A 14,785-nucleotide genomic window follows, 5' to 3' on the forward strand; every position below is an offset into this window, starting at 1 on the left:
CGGACCCTGCTTTTTTGTAAGGAAATGTATCAAAGCCGGATCGGACAGAACCGGTCAGATTTCGCTTGTTGGAACCGGCTAAGCGCCATCTGACACAGGGTCAAAACGCGCCATTTGTTCCGACGCTCGCTTGCGAGGCATCGCCAGGGGCAGAATAATTCGCGCACGGAGCCCGCCGTCGTCACGGTTCAACAACTCGATGGTTCCGCCATGCTCAAGAACAACGCTGCGCGCGATGGCAAGGCCCAAGCCGTGACCGCCAGTGTCGAGAGAGCGGGATTGTTCCATCCTTTGGAAAGGCTGGAATACGTCAGCGATATGACTCTCCGGGATGCCCGGCCCGTTGTCATCGACCCGGATTTCGACGTCTGCACCCGTCACATCCCATGACAGAACCGGATCCTGCCCGTATCGTTGCGCGTTGTCGATGAGATTGCGCAAAGCACGTCGCATGGCCATGGGCTTTATCTGCACCACCGCTTCAGGCCCCATTTGCAGCTCAAGACCGCCGTGTGTGCCCATTTGGATGTCTGAGAGGTACCCTGCCACATCGATACGCTGCAGGTCTTCGCCCTGCCCAACGCCGCGGGCATAGGCCAGCGTGGCCTCGACCATATCCTGCATTTCATCGAGCGACGCCGAGATACCCTCTTTCGTTTCGACGTCGTCCACCATTTCTGCCCGGACCCGCAGTGCCGTCAGCGGCGTGCGCAGATCATGGGCGAGTGCGGCCAGCATCCGTGTCCGGTCCGTCACGAAACGCGCGAGCCGCGCCTGCATGTCGTTGAACGCGATTGTCAGGTTTCGGACTTCGCTCGGACCGACCGGCGTTTTCGGTCCTTCTCCGCCCCCACGACCGAACTCCTCGGCCGCCGCCGCGAGCTCGTTCAGCGGTCGCGTCAAACGGGTCAGAAGAAACCAGAAGATCGCAAGAAGCAGCACCGCGGATGTCAGCGCAAATGACAGAGTGGACGTCCATGACCATTGTATCGGCGGTTTTTCGAACCGTGTAGCGACGTTCAACCAACGACCTCCCGCAATGGCGATTGAAACTTCCATTTCGATAGCCGCTAGCGTGCCTCGCATCATCTCTGCATGCATCCTGGCCATCTCGGGAGAGAGGTTGGGCAGCGGAAGGAGGCCCTGTTCGATCTCGTGGACCTCGACACGAATGTCGCGGCTATACCCGTCATTCAGAAGCGCACGGATGCGCGCTTCAACGGCTCCATTTTCGTCATGATGCGTGTGCGTCACCGATGGACCCTCGCCAAGCTCAAAACGCACCAGGGGCGAGGTTGCCGCCGCAACGATCTCATCGTGTAACTCGGGCGGCGCGCCTTCGATCAGCCGGGCAACATTGGCGGCACGTCCCGCAGCCTCGCTTCCAATCGCCGCCTGGACCGCCAGCGACCGTTCATCGACGAACAGCCAAAGGCCCACGACCTGGGCAACAAAAAGCACCGAAACGACAAGAAGCGCAATCTGCGTGCGAAACCCCAACCGCATCAGGCTTCGAACTCCACATCGCAATTCAGGCAATAGCCGCCGTTACGGACCGTCGAGATGATCCGCGGTCTCAACACATCCGGCTCGATCTTCCGGCGCAGCCTGGACACCTGGTTGTCAATGGTCCGGTCGAGCGGTCCAGCAACGCGACCGGCGCTGAGTTCGAGCAAATCGTCTCGGCTGATAACTGCGCGCGGGCGTTCCAGAAACACCGTAAGCAGCTTCGCCTCAGCTGTCGTGAGCGTGATCGTATCGCCGTCTTCCCTGATGACCTGACCGGCATCGTGGTCGAACGTGACACCGGCAAAGTTTACGCGTTTCCCGGCAAGCGCCCCGCCATGCGGCGACGTTGCGCTGCTGGCGCGTCGCAGGATGGCGTTGATTCGCGCCAGAAGTTCGCGTGGATTGAACGGCTTGGCGAGATAGTCATCTGCTCCCGTATCAAGACCCGTGATACGTTCATTGTCCTCGCCAAGTGCTGTGAGCATGAGGATGGGAGTGGTGCAGTTCTCTTGACGTAAGCGTGTGCACGCGGAAAGTCCGTCTTCTCCCGGCATCATGATATCCAAGACAATCAAATCGATACTTGCACTGGCCAATTGGGCATCCATCTCGACCGTATTGCCCGCAGCAGTGGCCCGCATGCCGTTGTTCTCCAAGTAACGGGTGACCGACTGGCGGATCTCGGCATGATCGTCGACGACGAGGATATGCGGCTGCGCGGTCATGATCAGTTGCGCTCCGCCAGAACTGCGCGTCGGATTGCTATACTGTCTCCGTTCTCGTCGGGCTGGGTCCAGGCCAGATAGACTTCCCGGCCTAACCGCGCCATACGCGGGAAATTCACTGACGCACCTGCCGAGTTGATGGTCAGGATTTCCGGTGAAATGCATCCCGCGTCATGATGGACCTTGCAAAGATAGAGCGCTTCATTCCCTTCAACCCATTCGACCCAACTTGTCAGGGCCGTCCCATCATCGAGCAGTTCAAGATCGACCCGCCCGACTGGATTGCCTTGGTCAATCCGGACCGGTGTATCGAAGTCGCGCCCGCCATTGTCAGAGAAAGCAACTTTGACAGCAGCAACGTCATTGGCACCCGTGAACCAGGCGACGGCTGCATTCCCGCCCTCGGCGTCGATGGCCGGACCGTTCACGGGACAGCCCGACAATTCCCATCCATCATCGTGGACCGAAACAGGTGTTTCCCATCCCTTTTCGGTCAGTCGTGCCACCGAGATGTCCCGGATCTCCCCCTCGGTACGGTCGCGATAGGCGGCAAGGATTGTGCCATCACCCGTCGCTGCGAGGCTAGTCTGGCAGCACGAACAGGTCTGCAAGTCGATGGCGACGTCATCGCCGAGCATACCTTCGCTTGTCAGCATGGTCGCGCGCAGTTGCATGGCGTCCGGCGCGGTAAGTGCCTTATCACCCTCTGCACCATAGGCGCGCCCATCCAGCCAGATCACGGCCAAGCTGCTCTGGCCCGCAGACCACATCGACGCGAACCCGTGCTGCGCAAATGACCGGTCGTCATGCGGGATCAGGGGTTGCCCCCAGGTCGTGCCGCCATCATGCGACAGAGAGATCTCAACCTGGTAGTCAAAACTCGATGGACCGATTTCCCGAAGCCAGTGCACGGCAATCGTTCCGTCTTCGAATACGGCAATTCCGGGAAAATCGGCCCAGTTGACGAAGAGATCGTCTCCCTGTTGCACAAGACGCGGAACGGACCAACCCTCGCCCGTCCGGACTGCCATCATGACTCTGGTCTCTGGCCCCACCTGCTCCATCCAGCTCATGTAGAGCGTATCCTCATGGTCAGTCAGTGACGGCTCATGGGCACCCGGAGGCGAAGGTGCGGGCACATCCTCGATCTGTTCAAAGAGCGTCGAACTCATCTGTGCGGCGACCGGATGCGGCGTCATTGCCAGAATCGCGGCACTAAGTACGGCGATCAGTCCGAAACAAACCGGTCCATGGCGCCACCAGTTCGGCCACGCGCGTTTTCGTATGTCAGCACCACACTTCATAAGGCCCAGAATAGTTTGGTTTTTCCCGAATGACCCGAACTTCCTTTGTCGCAAAATGTATCAAGCGCCACGGAGGCCTTGACCTTCCAGTCACTGGAAGCCCTAGGTCATGTGTCATGAAGCGTGAGATTCAAAACACCACCGACCGTGTTGTCGGATCCCAGAACACCGCCCCTGTTCATCGGCCAGCATGGGTCGGAGCAGGCCTGTTCGGGATAACCGCACCATTGCATCTTTTCCTCGAGCCGAATGCGTCCGTCGCTGTCGCCGCAATTACACTTGCACTGATTGGCGGAGCGTATATCGGTTTCGGCGCGGCGGATGGCAAAGCCCGTGTGTTCTGGTCCGAACTGGCGGTCGCCATTCTTTTCGGGACAGCTGCCGTATTGGGGATGCTCTGGCATTGGCTCGCCCTGCCGCTTGGCCTTGCGCTTCATGCTCTCTGGGACCTGCTCCACCACAAGCCGAACAAACTTGCGCGAATCCCCGGATGGTACATCCCGCTTTGCGTTGTCTACGACCTGCTGGCGGCGTCCTTCTTGATCCTGCTCTACGGAGTATGGATGTGACCCGTCTCATTCTTCTCGTTCTTCTTGTGCTCCTGATTATCGCGTTGGCTTGGCGCGATGCATTCGGCTTCGACATCGATCTTCCACAACGCGAGGAACTCCAACGATGGATTGATGCCGCAGGCCTCCTCGGACCTGTTTTGGTGGTCGCCCTCATGACAGTGGCAATCGTTGCCAGCCCCCTGCCCTCTGCGCCCGTCGCACTCGCCGCCGGGGCCGCTTACGGACACACATTTGGGACGATGTTGGTTGTCCTCGGAGCCGAGCTCGGCGCCGTAGCGGCATTCTTGCTAGCGCGCAGACTAGGGCGACCTTTTGTTGAGAGACATGTCGGACAGAAGCTGAGTGAGGGATTTCTTGGCTCGCAGAACACGCTGACGTTTCTGGTATTCGGCAGCCGTCTGCTGCCGTTCCTGTCCTTCGACATGATTAGCTATGCGGCGGGCCTTAGTAAATTGCACTTCTGGCGATTTGCTCTCGCCACTCTGGCAGGAATCATACCGGCGAGTTTTCTGCTCGCGCATCTCGGCAGCGAAGCGATGAACGGAGATGCGCGCACCGCGACTTGGACGGCGGTTGCTCTTGGCGGCTTCACGGCTCTGTCGCTCGTCTTCGCCATCTGGCGCGACCGTCACAACGCACGAAAGGAGGGCTGACATGGCTGCCCAATCACACGCCGGGCATATGCCCACATCCGGTAAAGCCCTCGTTATCTCCGCCTGGTTGACAGGCGTCTACTTCGTCATCGAACTCGCTGTCGGTCTCTGGACTGGATCGATTGCGGTGCTTTCCGATGCTTTCCACACGCTCTCAGCAGTAGGAGGCGTCTTGGTCGCGATCATTGCACAACGTATCGCGCAACGGCCTGCCGACGCGCAACGCAGTTTTGGCTGGTACCGTGCCGAGATCATCGGCGCGCTGGTCAATGGCGGCTTCCTGCTCGGCATGGCGCTTCTTGTCATTTGGATGGGCGTGATGCGGCTCGGCAATCCGATCCATCTGCCAACCGGCCCCATGCTCTGGGTAGCGTTCGGCGGATTGGTCACAGAGATCATCTCGCTTGGCCTGATGTGGAAATCGAGTCGCGATGATTTGAACGCGCGCGGCGCGCTTTGGCACATCATCCAGACCTTCGTCGGCAGCCTTCTGATCATCGTGACTGCCCTGGTGATCCAGTTCACCGGCTTTCTTCAAATCGACCCGATCCTTGGGGCCGTATTCGGGGTCGTTCTGCTCTGGGCCTCGATCGGCGTCATTCGCGAAGCCGTACACATCCTCATGGAGGGGACACCAGAGGAGACGGACCTCGATGCAGTGATCGACGATCTCCGTGATCAGGACGGTGTCCTCGATGTCCATCATGCACATGCCTGGACACTGACAAGCGGCAAACACGCTTTTTCCGCGCATTTGCGCCATACCGATCCGGCCGAAGCCGCCGGGATTCTCGAAAACGCGTACAGTCGGCTGACGCGCGACCACGGCTTCCATATGGTGACCCTGCAACTTGAGACCGACTGCCTCGACGAACGACATGCTCAAGATCTTGATGTGACGCGCGACACGATCGGCAGCACGCTCGACATGGACGAGCACCCCGCTACAACTGGTGATAAAACAAAAGGGAGCCACCACCATTGAAACGACGAATTTTTCTGATTTCCACGGCTTCTACAGTCCTGGCACGTCCACTGTGGGCAAACACCTCTCCAGTTATCCAGGTGCTGAAGACACCGACATGCGGCTGTTGCACGGCATGGGTGGAGCACGTCCGACAAGCCGGATTCGCGGTCGAGGCGGAAAACGTTGATCAGGACGCGCTTTACGCATTCAAAGACAGGCTGCAAATCACGCCTGAGTTCGCCGGATGCCATACTGCAATTGTGGGTGACTATTTCATTGAAGGCCATGTGCCTGCCTCGGACATCGAACGCCTTCTAGCTGAGCGGCCCTCGGCGCGCGGCCTGGCCGTACCCGGCATGCCGATGAGCTCGCCTGGAATGGGCGGGCCCGGCGCAGGAGATACCTTTGACACGCTGCTTGTGGGCTCGGACGGATCAACCTCCGTTTTTGCCAGCCACAGTTAGAAAGCCCCCGGTAAGCGATAAATGCCGCGGGACGGGTTTGTGACACGTCCTGCCTCAACGAGCGCCCGAAGCGCGCGATACGTCGCCTCGTGGCTCAGGCGCAAGAGCGCTGCGAAATCGATAACTTGACCATCGAGCAGTCCGGCGACAAGCCCGGCCATTACACGCTCTTCCGCGCTTCGAATGCCGACGATTTCGAGAAGCTGTCGCTGCGCTTGTATCTGTCGGGCAGCCTGACGACCATAGGCGCGCGCGAACTCAACATCTCCAAACGCTCCTAGGACAGCGGTTTTGTCGATCCTCATGAACTCACCCGCTTCGATTACAAGAGCGTCGCAGTGGTAGTGTTCCGAGAATATCGAGGCCTCGGCGAAACTCGTCCCAGCCTTTGCGCGATGGATCACGAAACGCTCGCCATTCGGCCCAACCCGCTCAAGATGCACGCTCCCGGTTAGTACGATGTACAGTCCCGTCGTCTCGGCGCCTTGCCGAAAGAGCGTTTCGCGAGCGTCGGCGGAGAAGAGTTTCTGCGCGGATTTTGGAAGGCGGGCGTAGGGATCAGGCATCATATGATTGAAATCATATGCGGAGATACGCGCTCTTGCTAGAGCTTGCCGAAATCATCTTCGCGAAGGATCAGCCCATGCGTTTTCCCATTTTGGTATTCTCCCTTTTGGTTGCAGCCCCTGCGTTCGCTCAACACAGCCACTCAGGAAACGTCCGCATGATGGCCGGGCCACAGGAGGCCGGCCAATCCGGTTTTGCCGCCCTGACCGAAATCGTGACGATCCTCAGAGACGACCCGGAAACCGACTGGAGCACGGTCGATATAGCCGCTCTCCGTCGACACCTAGTTGACATGGACTTGCTGACCACGGAGTCCAAGGTCGATGTCATACAACGCCCCGAAGGAGCCAGGTTCGAGATACGGGGAACTCAGCGTGTTCTTGAGGCCATCCGCGCCATGGTGCCGACCCACGCACCTTTCCTCGCTGCGGAGACGGGTTGGGATGTCTCAACCGAAGAACTTGAAGACGGCGTGGCCCTGATCGCCGATGGCGACGCTGCACAAATCCAGGGTCTGGGCTTCTTCGGAGTGATGACGATCGGGGCGCATCACCAGGAACATCATCTGATGTTGGCAAAGGGTGCCGCACCTCATCGATAGAAAACGAGGTCGAATAGATCGCGCGGGTGACTATGCCATTAGCCTTTGCGCTGCCCCTAGGGAATTTGCCACAACGTGTTGCGAGGGAGTTTCTGATTGAACGGAATTGCAGATACTCGAAACGTACCCGACGTAGTGCGACAGAGCCCGAACGCAACATGAACATAAGCTGCACACACCACCACGTAAGCTACTGAAATCACGCCATAATCGCCACCATCCATCATCGGCGCAGTAGACAATCGCGCTGCCGCGTAGGCTGCGTTGTTGGGCATTCAAAGCTCTCCTCGGGTCCGCCATCACTTGGGACGGACCTGCTCTGCACACCATACGCACACGAGAGACATGCCGCCACCCTGCCCCGTAGAACGACAGGGTTTCGGCGGCTCTTGGGCGGGTCAGGCTCCTATCCCGCGTATGACGACCGTTCCGGTCGCGTTCCAAACTTGGGTGATCTTTGTCGCCGACCTGCCCGGGAACGGTCGTTCGTGAAACTTGCCGCAAATGACGGCTGTGAGCCCAACGCAACCGATGCTGCAAAATGTACGAATGTCAGCTTTCAAAGCATAATCGACGCAGTGGTGCCATCTGCGATGACGCATAATTATGCTGTCCTGGCTACAGCGGTCGGCTATTTCTTGATGCCAACTGCTCTCGCAAATCAGCTCGCGCGTCGCGAATAATGGCCCAGGACGAGTGCAGGAACAGCGCCGCGATCCCGAAAGCGACGACCAAGTCCGGCCAGGCGCTGCCGGACCACGCGACAAGCCCGGCCGCGATCACGACGGCAAGGTTGCCGATGGCGTCGTTGCGCGAGAACAGCCAGACCGCCCGCATGTTGGCGTCTCCCTTCCGGTGCTTCAGAAGCGGCAGGACGGCGAGGATATTGACGATCAGCGCACCCACGGCGAAGGCACCCATCAGCCCCGCCTCGGGCGTGGCCTGATTCAGGACGCGCCAGAGAGTGCTGGCAACGACACCGAGACCCAGAAGGCCAAGGAACACGCCCTGGATCATGGCGGATCGGGCACGCCACGTCAGGCTCCAGCCGATGGCGAGCAGGCCGAGAAACGTGATCGCCCCGTCGCCGAGGAAATCGAGGGCATCCGCCTTCAGCGCCTGCGAGCCGGACAGAAACCCACCCGCCATTTCCACGACGCCATAGCCGAGGTTGAGCACCACCACGATCCAGAGCGCCCGGCGATAGGACGGGTCCTTGTAGGCCGGATCGGTCGAGGTGTCGTCGCCCTCGATCCGCTCGAAGCCGTATCCTGTCGCTTCCAGTGCTGGGCGCAGCTTCGGAAGATCGCCTTCCGCGATGCGCAGCGTCATGATGTGGGTTGCAGACGAGACCTTGACGTCTTCCGCCGCGACGCCCGCCGACCGCGCGGCACGTTCGATCTCGGCCGCATCCTTCGCGCAATCCGTCCCGTGCACCCGCATCCGGATAGGGGTGTTCTGATCGCCGGTCTTTTCTCGCTTTGTCATCTCGAAAATTCTCTCAACGTGAAGGAACGCCCCATCCCGGCCAGCCCAAGAACCGTGGAACGCGATTGCGGTAACATCGATAGGCTTCGCCATAGACATCTTCCAGCCACGGCTCTTCGGCGAACGGGGCAAGAGCCAGCGCCGCAAAACCGCCCGCCGCGATGATCCAGGCCGATGGCGATGCGGATAGAACGGCCCATCCGATCAGAATGCCCATGTCGGCGAGGTATTGCGGGTTGCGGCTGTAGCGATAGAGGCCGTCCGTCTTCAGGTGACTGCGCGCCCCGCTCGTCGCATCCATGTCGATGCCGAAAACCGCGCGCCACACAATCAGATTTCCGGCCAGAATGAGAGGCAACCCAACGCCGAACCGTAGCCAGCCGGGCCAGTCGAGCGCATTCCATTCGATAATGCCCACGAGGGATGCAGCCGCAAAAATTGCGACGGTCGGAGACCAGATCTTGATCTGTGTGAACGGGGTGACTCGACCAGTCGGCCAGAGACGGCGCGATGGAAAAAAGATCGACCAGACAAGCACCGCACCGAGAAACGTTGCGCTGATGAGCGCTAGGAAAGTCACCGACGCCACGAAAGCGCTCACGTCGCCGCCCCACCGTGCCCGCGCCCGCCGAATTCGGACGGTGCATCGCAGGCGTGTCGCGCGCATTCCAGCTCCAGCGTGGTGTGCTCGATGTCGAACCTGTCGGAAAGGACGGCTTTGATCCGTTCCTTGATCGCGTCGGCATCGTTCCAGCGTCCCTCCTCGATCACGACATGGGCGTCGAGCGCCGCGTGATGCTCGTTCATCTGCCAGAAATGCGCGTGGTGGATGCCCGTGACGCCGGGCACATTGCGCACAGCGTCGAGAACGCCGCGCGTCTCGATGTCGGGCGGCGATCCAAGCATCAGGATGCGGATGACTGGGCCGATTTCCCGGAAGGATTGCCACAGGATGTAGCCCGCGATCATGACCGTCACGATGGGGTCGATCAGTCGCCAGTCGTAGAGCAGGATCAGCGTGCCCGCGACAATCACGGCAATCGAGCCGAGCGCGTCAGCGACATTGTGCAGGAACGCTGCACGGATGTTCACGCTGGATTTGGACATCGTGTAGGTCAGCAGCGCCGTTGCCGCGTCCACGACCAGAGCGATGCCCGCGATGATGACGATCAGCCATCCCTCGACGTCCTGCGGGTCTGCGAACCGCATCGCCGCCTCGTAGAGCAGGTAGAGGCCGATCACGATCAGCGTCGTGTAGTTGATGAGCGCGGCGACCACCTCGACCCGGCCGTAGCCGAACGTCATGTCTTCATCTCTCGGCCGTCGCGCGATCTTGCGGGCAGCGAAGGCGATGATGAGCGAGATCGCGTCGGAGAAGTTGTGCAGCGCATCGGCGATCAGCGCGAGCGAGCCGGAGACGATCCCGCCGACAATCTGCGCGACGGTCAGCCCGAGATTGACGGCAATCGCCGCAAACACCCGGCGGTCGCCCGCCTCCGGGTCAATGTGAACGTGGTCATGCGGCATTCGCTGCACCTTGCCTAGAATATTTGGCCCGACATCGGGGCGGAAAAACACGAGTCATTGCAAGCCTCTGGATTCGTTGCTGCCGACAAGATAGGGTCTCTAGTCACTAGAGGTTCAAGAGGTAATCCCATGCTGTCGATTGGCGAGCTTTCCAGACGCACCAGGGTCAAGGTTCCGACCATCCGCTACTACGAGACTGTCGGCCTGCTGACCGCACCCGAGCGCACCGGAGGCAATCAAAGACGATACGATCAGGCAGGCCTGGAGCGGTTGAGCTTCATCAGGCACGCACGGGACCTCGGTTTCTCGATTGAAGCGATCTCGTCGCTGATCGAGCTTCAGGATCACCCCGACCGGTCCTGCCAGGCGGCGACCGAGATCGCCGCCGCCCAGCTCTCGGATGTCCGGGCGAAGATCAAACGGCTCCGCGCGCTGGAGAAGGAGCTTCTGCGCATCGCCGATGGGTGTGACGGCGATGGCGTCTCGGAAGACTGCTATGTGCTGGCGTCCCTCGCCGACCACGACCTGTGCCAGCGGGAGCATTGATCGGTTAGAACCTCTATGCCTCCGTCATTGTTCTTTACGGCTCCGTCGCCGTGCCAACTCTCGGTAAAGTGCGGGTGGCGAAACTCCGATCTGATTGGCAACCTCGGTCCAGCGGCCCTTCCGCGGCTCGCCGTGAAGGTCCAACCATGCGTCCAGCCTGTCTGCCACACGGCGCAGGCGCAGTGTCTCGATCCGCGCCCTCTGCGCCTGAACCTCTTTCGCGTGGGTTTCGACAAGGCTTAGGGCGGCATCCGGCTCACTCCGTAGCGCCGTGAGAAATTCCACCCTCGGCAAGTTGGCAATCGAGGCCTCCGATCTTGCAACCGCATCGCAGTGATAGGTCGCGGCAAAAAGGGAGGCTTCGGCCAACGCGGTGCCTGGCGTGGCAACATGCAGCGTCAGCGGTGTTCCGTCTTCCAGCGGGCGTTCCAGGGCGACAGCTCCTGCTCGGACCAGGAACATGGATCGGACCGCCTCTTCGCGCCGGAATAGATACGCGCCCGACTCGATCTCGCGGACAGGCGCGCCGTCAAAGATATGTATCCAGCCCGACATGATAGATATCATATGTCCGTTGTTCTGCTTTGGGTAGGGTGAGGCAACTCTGTGGATGGAGGTCGGGTATGCAAATGAAGGTCATTCTGGGGGTGGCGATCCTGATCGGTGGAGCGGTTTTTGCGGTGGCGCAAACCGATCATTCCGGCCATGGCGACGGTATGAACCACGCAGCACACAGTCAGGCAGGCGGATCGGCCCTGACCGAGCCTGGCCAAGACGCATTCGCCGCACTGTCCGAAGTCGTCGCCCTTCTGGAAGCCGATCCCGCGACGGACTGGTCACAGGTCGATCTTCGTGGCCTGCGCGATCATCTGGTCGACATGGACCGGCTGGTGAGCTTCACCGAAGTGGAAGAGGAGCCTGTCGATGGCGGTCTGCGCATGATCGTGACCGGTGATGCACAAACACTGGCGACATTGCGGCGGATGGTTCCTGCCCATGCGGGCCAACTTGCCAACGATCCCCGCTGGACAGTCGATGTGACGGAGAGCAGGTCGGCGGTTGAGCTGGTCGTCACCAGCGATGATCCAGCGGTTACGGCAAGGATAGGGGGACTCGGGTTCTTCGGCTTGATGGCAAGCCAGGATCATCATCGCGCGCATCACCTGATGATGGCGCGCGGGGAAGATGCGCACGCCCACTGAGCCGCGACAGGATGTATCGCAGCTCCGGCTTGCAAATGCCCATATACCCCATATAGGTATTTGGTATGGTTTTGTTCCGGCTTCTCCTTGTCGTCATGGTAACGCTCTCCGCTTCGGTTTCGGGCGCGATGAACGCTAGCCATATGGCTGCTGTGGAGCATAGCCACACCTCGGTGGGAGAAGTGGCTGACGATCAGCCGATCTGCTGTTCGGAAGGCTCCGAACGCACGCAGACCTGTCACTCCTTGGCCGCGCTGCTTCCCGGCGCTGATTTGAACGATACTGCGCCCGCCACCTGTGAGGACGTGTCCATTGTCACGGGCGTGCTTCTGACGGGTATCGAGCCTTCCGGTCCTCTCGACCCTCCCCGCGCGTTGTGATGCGTTTCGTGCCCTTTCGGGCGCGGAGTCTCAACTTGCAACCACACCTGAGCGGGCCTTGCCCGTGCGCATTCCTGTCGAGAGGAACTGACATGAAACCTATCAAGACTCTTATCGCTTTCACCCCTGCCGCCGCCCTTGCACTTGGCCTCGCCTCTTTCGGTGCGGTCGGGATGGCGCATGCCGACGGCCATTCCGCCATGGCCGATCACGGCACGATGCACGTAACCAAAAGCCCAACATGCGGCTGCTGCGGCGCGTGGGTCACCCTGGCCCGCGAAGAGGGATACGACATCGAGGCCACGGACATCGCCGATGTCACCGGCGTCAAGCTGGACAACGAGGTGCCCGCAACGATGTGGGCCTGCCATACCGCGACGATCGACGGCTATGTGGTCGAGGGTCACGTGCCGTTCGCGGCTCTTGCCAAGCTGCTGGAAGAGCGTCCGGACATCGCGGGGATCGCGGTGCCGGGAATGCCCGGCGGCTCCCCCGGCATGGGAAACGACCCGGCAGCGCGATATGACGTGATGGCGTTCGGCGGCGAGGCCGGTGACGGCGAGGTCTTCTACAAGGCCGGTCTGTGAACCGGATTGCAGCGCTTGGCCTCGGGACAGCGGCGCTGGCGGGGGCCGCTGTCCTCGCCTTCACATGGGGGGCGTCCACACCGGCCGGAACCGTGCTTGTTCCGTCAGATCGGGATGTCGTGGCCCTCGGGGAGACGATCTACGCCGATACCTGTGCGGCCTGTCATGGTGTGGACCTCGAAGGTCAGCCGAACTGGCGTTCGCCGGGGGAGGATGGACAGCTGCCCGCGCCGCCGCACGATGAAACCGGACACACCTGGCACCATGATGGCGACACGCTGTTTCGTCTGACGAAATACGGAACCGGCGCTCTGATCGGCGATCCCGGCTATGAATCCAACATGCCCGTTTACGAGGGCGTCCTGACGGATGACGAGATCATCGCCGTCCTCAGCTACATCAAATCGACTTGGCCGGAAGACATCCGCGCCCGTCACGACGAAATGGAAAACAGATGATGAAGAGTATCACTCTGGCCCTCGTGGCCACACTGGCAACGGCGACAGCCGCGCTGGCCCACTCGAAAGCCGAAGACACAACCCCGGCGAACGAGGCGACTGTCGAGACGGTGGAGGTCATCGAACTGCGCTTCGACGACCCGATGCGCGTCACGGCGATCAGCCTCATTGGGCCGGACGGCGAGATGGAAATCACCCGCGAAACCGGTCTCGATCCGGTGACGGAATTTCGCGCCATTCCGCTCGAAGCCATGCCCGCCGGGGCCTATTCTGTAGATTGGCGCGGGTTGTCGGCGGACGGCCACCCGATGCAGGGCGCCTTCGCCTTTACGGTCTCGGACTGATCGGTGGAAGGACTTGCCCCGATTGACGGGTGGGCGCTTCTCGCGATCCTGGCGAAAGCCATCGGATACGCGGCGGCGCTGATTGCCATGGGCGGGCCATTGTTTCTCGCCGTCTTCCGATCCGCGCCTCCCGACGTGCGGCGCATCGCCCGAAAACTCGCGGTCATTGCGGCGCTCATTGGTCTTGCGGTGCTGGCGCTGCGCTTCGGTATCCGCGCGGCCCGTATTTCGGGCATGGGGCTGTCCGGGGCAACGGATACGATGATGCTGGGTTTCGTCTGGGACAGCCCGCTCGGCACGGCGGCACTCTGGCGGGGTGCGGGTGAATTGCTGATCGTCGCCGTTCTGATCGAAGGCACCATCGGCATGACGGCAAGTCTTCTCGGCGCATTGCTGATTGCCATGTCCTACGCCTTCGTCGGTCACTCCCTGGGTGATCCGCGCTGGATACTGGCGGGGCTTCTGGTGACGCATTTGCTGGCGGCGGCCTTCTGGGTCGGATCACTGGCTCCACTGCATCGCGCGGCGGCGAAAGGCGAGAACGCGGCTCTTCTTCATCGCTTCGGCACCATCGCCAGCGGCACTGTAGCGATTCTTGTGATCGTCGGCGTGTCTTTCGCATGGCTCATGATCGGGTCACCCACCGGACTGTTTGGCACGGCCTACGGTTGGACGCTGATTATCAAAATTGCCGTCGTCACCGGCCTTCTCGGGCTGGCGGCAAGGAACAAACTCCGGCTCGTGCCCGCGCTTGCCTCCGGCGCACCTTCGGCTTCCGCCAGGCTGCGTCGCTCCATCCGTATGGAAATCATCATCGTCGCCCTGATCCTGCTGGCGACGGCCACCCTCACTTCGATCACCACACCCCCGGTAAACCTTTGAAAGGGACAA

Annotated in this window: 21 protein-coding genes; 12 read left to right on the plus strand and 9 right to left on the minus strand. The window is 60.7% G+C overall.

All coding sequences use genetic code 11. From position 1 onward, the window contains the following. Positions 1-78: 78 nt before the first annotated feature. From MWU52_RS03875 to MWU52_RS03885, 3 genes are read right to left on the minus strand one after another with little or no spacing between them, the layout of a single operon-like run. The gene (locus MWU52_RS03875) at positions 79-1,506 is read right to left on the minus strand and encodes an ATP-binding protein (RefSeq protein WP_246949634.1); all 1,428 of its coding nucleotides are present in this window, start codon (positions 1,504-1,506) and stop codon (positions 79-81) included. Next, on the minus strand, positions 1,506-2,234 hold the full coding sequence (locus MWU52_RS03880; protein WP_246949637.1) for a response regulator: 729 nt from the start codon (positions 2,232-2,234) through the stop codon (positions 1,506-1,508). The genes MWU52_RS03875 and MWU52_RS03880 overlap by 1 nt, the downstream gene beginning before the upstream one ends. 2 nt (positions 2,235-2,236) lie before the next feature. Further along, positions 2,237-3,433: a sialidase family protein gene (locus tag MWU52_RS03885; protein WP_246949640.1), complete on the minus strand. Its 1,197-nt coding sequence runs from the start codon at positions 3,431-3,433 to the stop codon at positions 2,237-2,239. Positions 3,434-3,654: 221 nt separating this feature from the next. Here MWU52_RS03885 and MWU52_RS03890 point away from each other — a divergent pair, with 221 nt between their 5' ends. From MWU52_RS03890 to MWU52_RS03905, 4 genes are read left to right on the plus strand one after another with little or no spacing between them, the layout of a single operon-like run. Beyond that, the gene (locus MWU52_RS03890; RefSeq protein WP_246949643.1) at positions 3,655-4,107 is read left to right on the plus strand and encodes a DUF6010 family protein; all 453 of its coding nucleotides are present in this window, start codon (positions 3,655-3,657) and stop codon (positions 4,105-4,107) included. After that, positions 4,104-4,763 carry a TVP38/TMEM64 family protein gene (locus tag MWU52_RS03895; RefSeq protein ID WP_246949646.1) on the plus strand — a complete coding sequence of 220 codons (660 nt, stop codon included), beginning with the start codon at positions 4,104-4,106 and terminating at the stop codon, positions 4,761-4,763. Before MWU52_RS03890 ends, MWU52_RS03895 begins: the two co-directional genes overlap by 4 nt. 1 nt (position 4,764) lies before the next feature. After that, entirely contained in the window at positions 4,765-5,748 is a 984-nt protein-coding gene (locus MWU52_RS03900) for a cation diffusion facilitator family transporter (protein WP_246949650.1), read from the plus strand. Then, positions 5,745-6,194, plus strand: coding sequence for a DUF411 domain-containing protein (locus MWU52_RS03905; RefSeq protein WP_246949652.1), 450 nt, complete (start codon positions 5,745-5,747; stop codon positions 6,192-6,194). The genes MWU52_RS03900 and MWU52_RS03905 overlap by 4 nt, the downstream gene beginning before the upstream one ends. On the opposite strand, the gene MWU52_RS03910 is transcribed toward MWU52_RS03905, so the two are convergent. Then, a complete protein-coding gene (locus tag MWU52_RS03910; RefSeq protein WP_246949654.1) occupies positions 6,191-6,760 on the minus strand; it encodes a Crp/Fnr family transcriptional regulator in 570 nt (189 codons plus the stop codon). The genes MWU52_RS03905 and MWU52_RS03910 overlap by 4 nt on opposite strands. Before the next feature lie 35 nt (positions 6,761-6,795). Here MWU52_RS03910 and MWU52_RS03915 point away from each other — a divergent pair, with 35 nt between their 5' ends. Beyond that, entirely contained in the window at positions 6,796-7,362 is a 567-nt protein-coding gene (locus MWU52_RS03915; protein ID WP_246949655.1) for a hypothetical protein, read from the plus strand. 56 nt (positions 7,363-7,418) lie between these two features. Here the strand turns inward: MWU52_RS03915 and MWU52_RS03920 are convergent, their stop codons facing one another. The 4 genes from MWU52_RS03920 to MWU52_RS03935 all read right to left on the minus strand — a co-directional run bounded on the left by MWU52_RS03920 (position 7,419) and on the right by MWU52_RS03935 (position 10,377). Further along, the gene (locus MWU52_RS03920; RefSeq protein ID WP_246949657.1) at positions 7,419-7,637 is read right to left on the minus strand and encodes a hypothetical protein; all 219 of its coding nucleotides are present in this window, start codon (positions 7,635-7,637) and stop codon (positions 7,419-7,421) included. A gap of 343 nt (positions 7,638-7,980) precedes the next feature. Beyond that, positions 7,981-8,850 carry a cation diffusion facilitator family transporter gene (locus MWU52_RS03925; protein ID WP_246949659.1) on the minus strand — a complete coding sequence of 290 codons (870 nt, stop codon included), beginning with the start codon at positions 8,848-8,850 and terminating at the stop codon, positions 7,981-7,983. Between the two features lie 13 nt (positions 8,851-8,863). Next, the gene (locus MWU52_RS03930) at positions 8,864-9,451 is read right to left on the minus strand and encodes an isoprenylcysteine carboxylmethyltransferase family protein (RefSeq protein WP_246949662.1); all 588 of its coding nucleotides are present in this window, start codon (positions 9,449-9,451) and stop codon (positions 8,864-8,866) included. After that, positions 9,448-10,377: a cation diffusion facilitator family transporter gene (locus MWU52_RS03935; protein ID WP_246949665.1), complete on the minus strand. Its 930-nt coding sequence runs from the start codon at positions 10,375-10,377 to the stop codon at positions 9,448-9,450. Before MWU52_RS03935 ends, MWU52_RS03930 begins: the two co-directional genes overlap by 4 nt. Positions 10,378-10,506: 129 nt before the next feature. Here MWU52_RS03935 and MWU52_RS03940 point away from each other — a divergent pair, with 129 nt between their 5' ends. Further along, the gene (locus MWU52_RS03940) at positions 10,507-10,923 is read left to right on the plus strand and encodes a helix-turn-helix domain-containing protein (protein WP_246949666.1); all 417 of its coding nucleotides are present in this window, start codon (positions 10,507-10,509) and stop codon (positions 10,921-10,923) included. Positions 10,924-10,947: 24 nt separating this feature from the next. Here the strand turns inward: MWU52_RS03940 and MWU52_RS03945 are convergent, their stop codons facing one another. Next, complete coding sequence (locus tag MWU52_RS03945) at positions 10,948-11,478, minus strand: Crp/Fnr family transcriptional regulator (RefSeq protein WP_246949669.1); 531 nt, start codon at positions 11,476-11,478, stop codon at positions 10,948-10,950. Positions 11,479-11,552: 74 nt separating this feature from the next. On the opposite strand from MWU52_RS03945, the gene MWU52_RS03950 reads away from it, so the two are divergent. The 6 genes from MWU52_RS03950 to MWU52_RS03975 all read left to right on the plus strand — a co-directional run bounded on the left by MWU52_RS03950 (position 11,553) and on the right by MWU52_RS03975 (position 14,776). Next, on the plus strand, positions 11,553-12,125 hold the full coding sequence (locus tag MWU52_RS03950) for a hypothetical protein (RefSeq protein WP_246949670.1): 573 nt from the start codon (positions 11,553-11,555) through the stop codon (positions 12,123-12,125). A gap of 71 nt (positions 12,126-12,196) precedes the next feature. Further along, positions 12,197-12,505, plus strand: coding sequence for a hypothetical protein (locus tag MWU52_RS03955; RefSeq protein ID WP_246949671.1), 309 nt, complete (start codon positions 12,197-12,199; stop codon positions 12,503-12,505). Between the two features lie 92 nt (positions 12,506-12,597). Beyond that, entirely contained in the window at positions 12,598-13,092 is a 495-nt protein-coding gene (locus MWU52_RS03960) for a DUF411 domain-containing protein (RefSeq protein ID WP_246949673.1), read from the plus strand. 35 nt (positions 13,093-13,127) lie between these two features. Next, complete coding sequence (locus MWU52_RS03965) at positions 13,128-13,550, plus strand: c-type cytochrome (RefSeq protein ID WP_246952753.1); 423 nt, start codon at positions 13,128-13,130, stop codon at positions 13,548-13,550. Next, the gene (locus tag MWU52_RS03970) at positions 13,550-13,894 is read left to right on the plus strand and encodes a copper resistance CopC family protein (protein WP_246949674.1); all 345 of its coding nucleotides are present in this window, start codon (positions 13,550-13,552) and stop codon (positions 13,892-13,894) included. The genes MWU52_RS03965 and MWU52_RS03970 overlap by 1 nt, the downstream gene beginning before the upstream one ends. 3 nt (positions 13,895-13,897) lie before the next feature. Further along, a complete protein-coding gene (locus MWU52_RS03975) occupies positions 13,898-14,776 on the plus strand; it encodes a CopD family protein (RefSeq protein ID WP_246949678.1) in 879 nt (292 codons plus the stop codon). The last annotated feature ends 9 nt before the right edge of the window (positions 14,777-14,785 follow it).

The sequence above is a fragment of the Jannaschia sp. S6380 genome (genome assembly GCF_023015695.1).
In the GTDB taxonomy this organism is placed as follows: Bacteria; Pseudomonadota; Alphaproteobacteria; order Rhodobacterales; family Rhodobacteraceae; genus Jannaschia.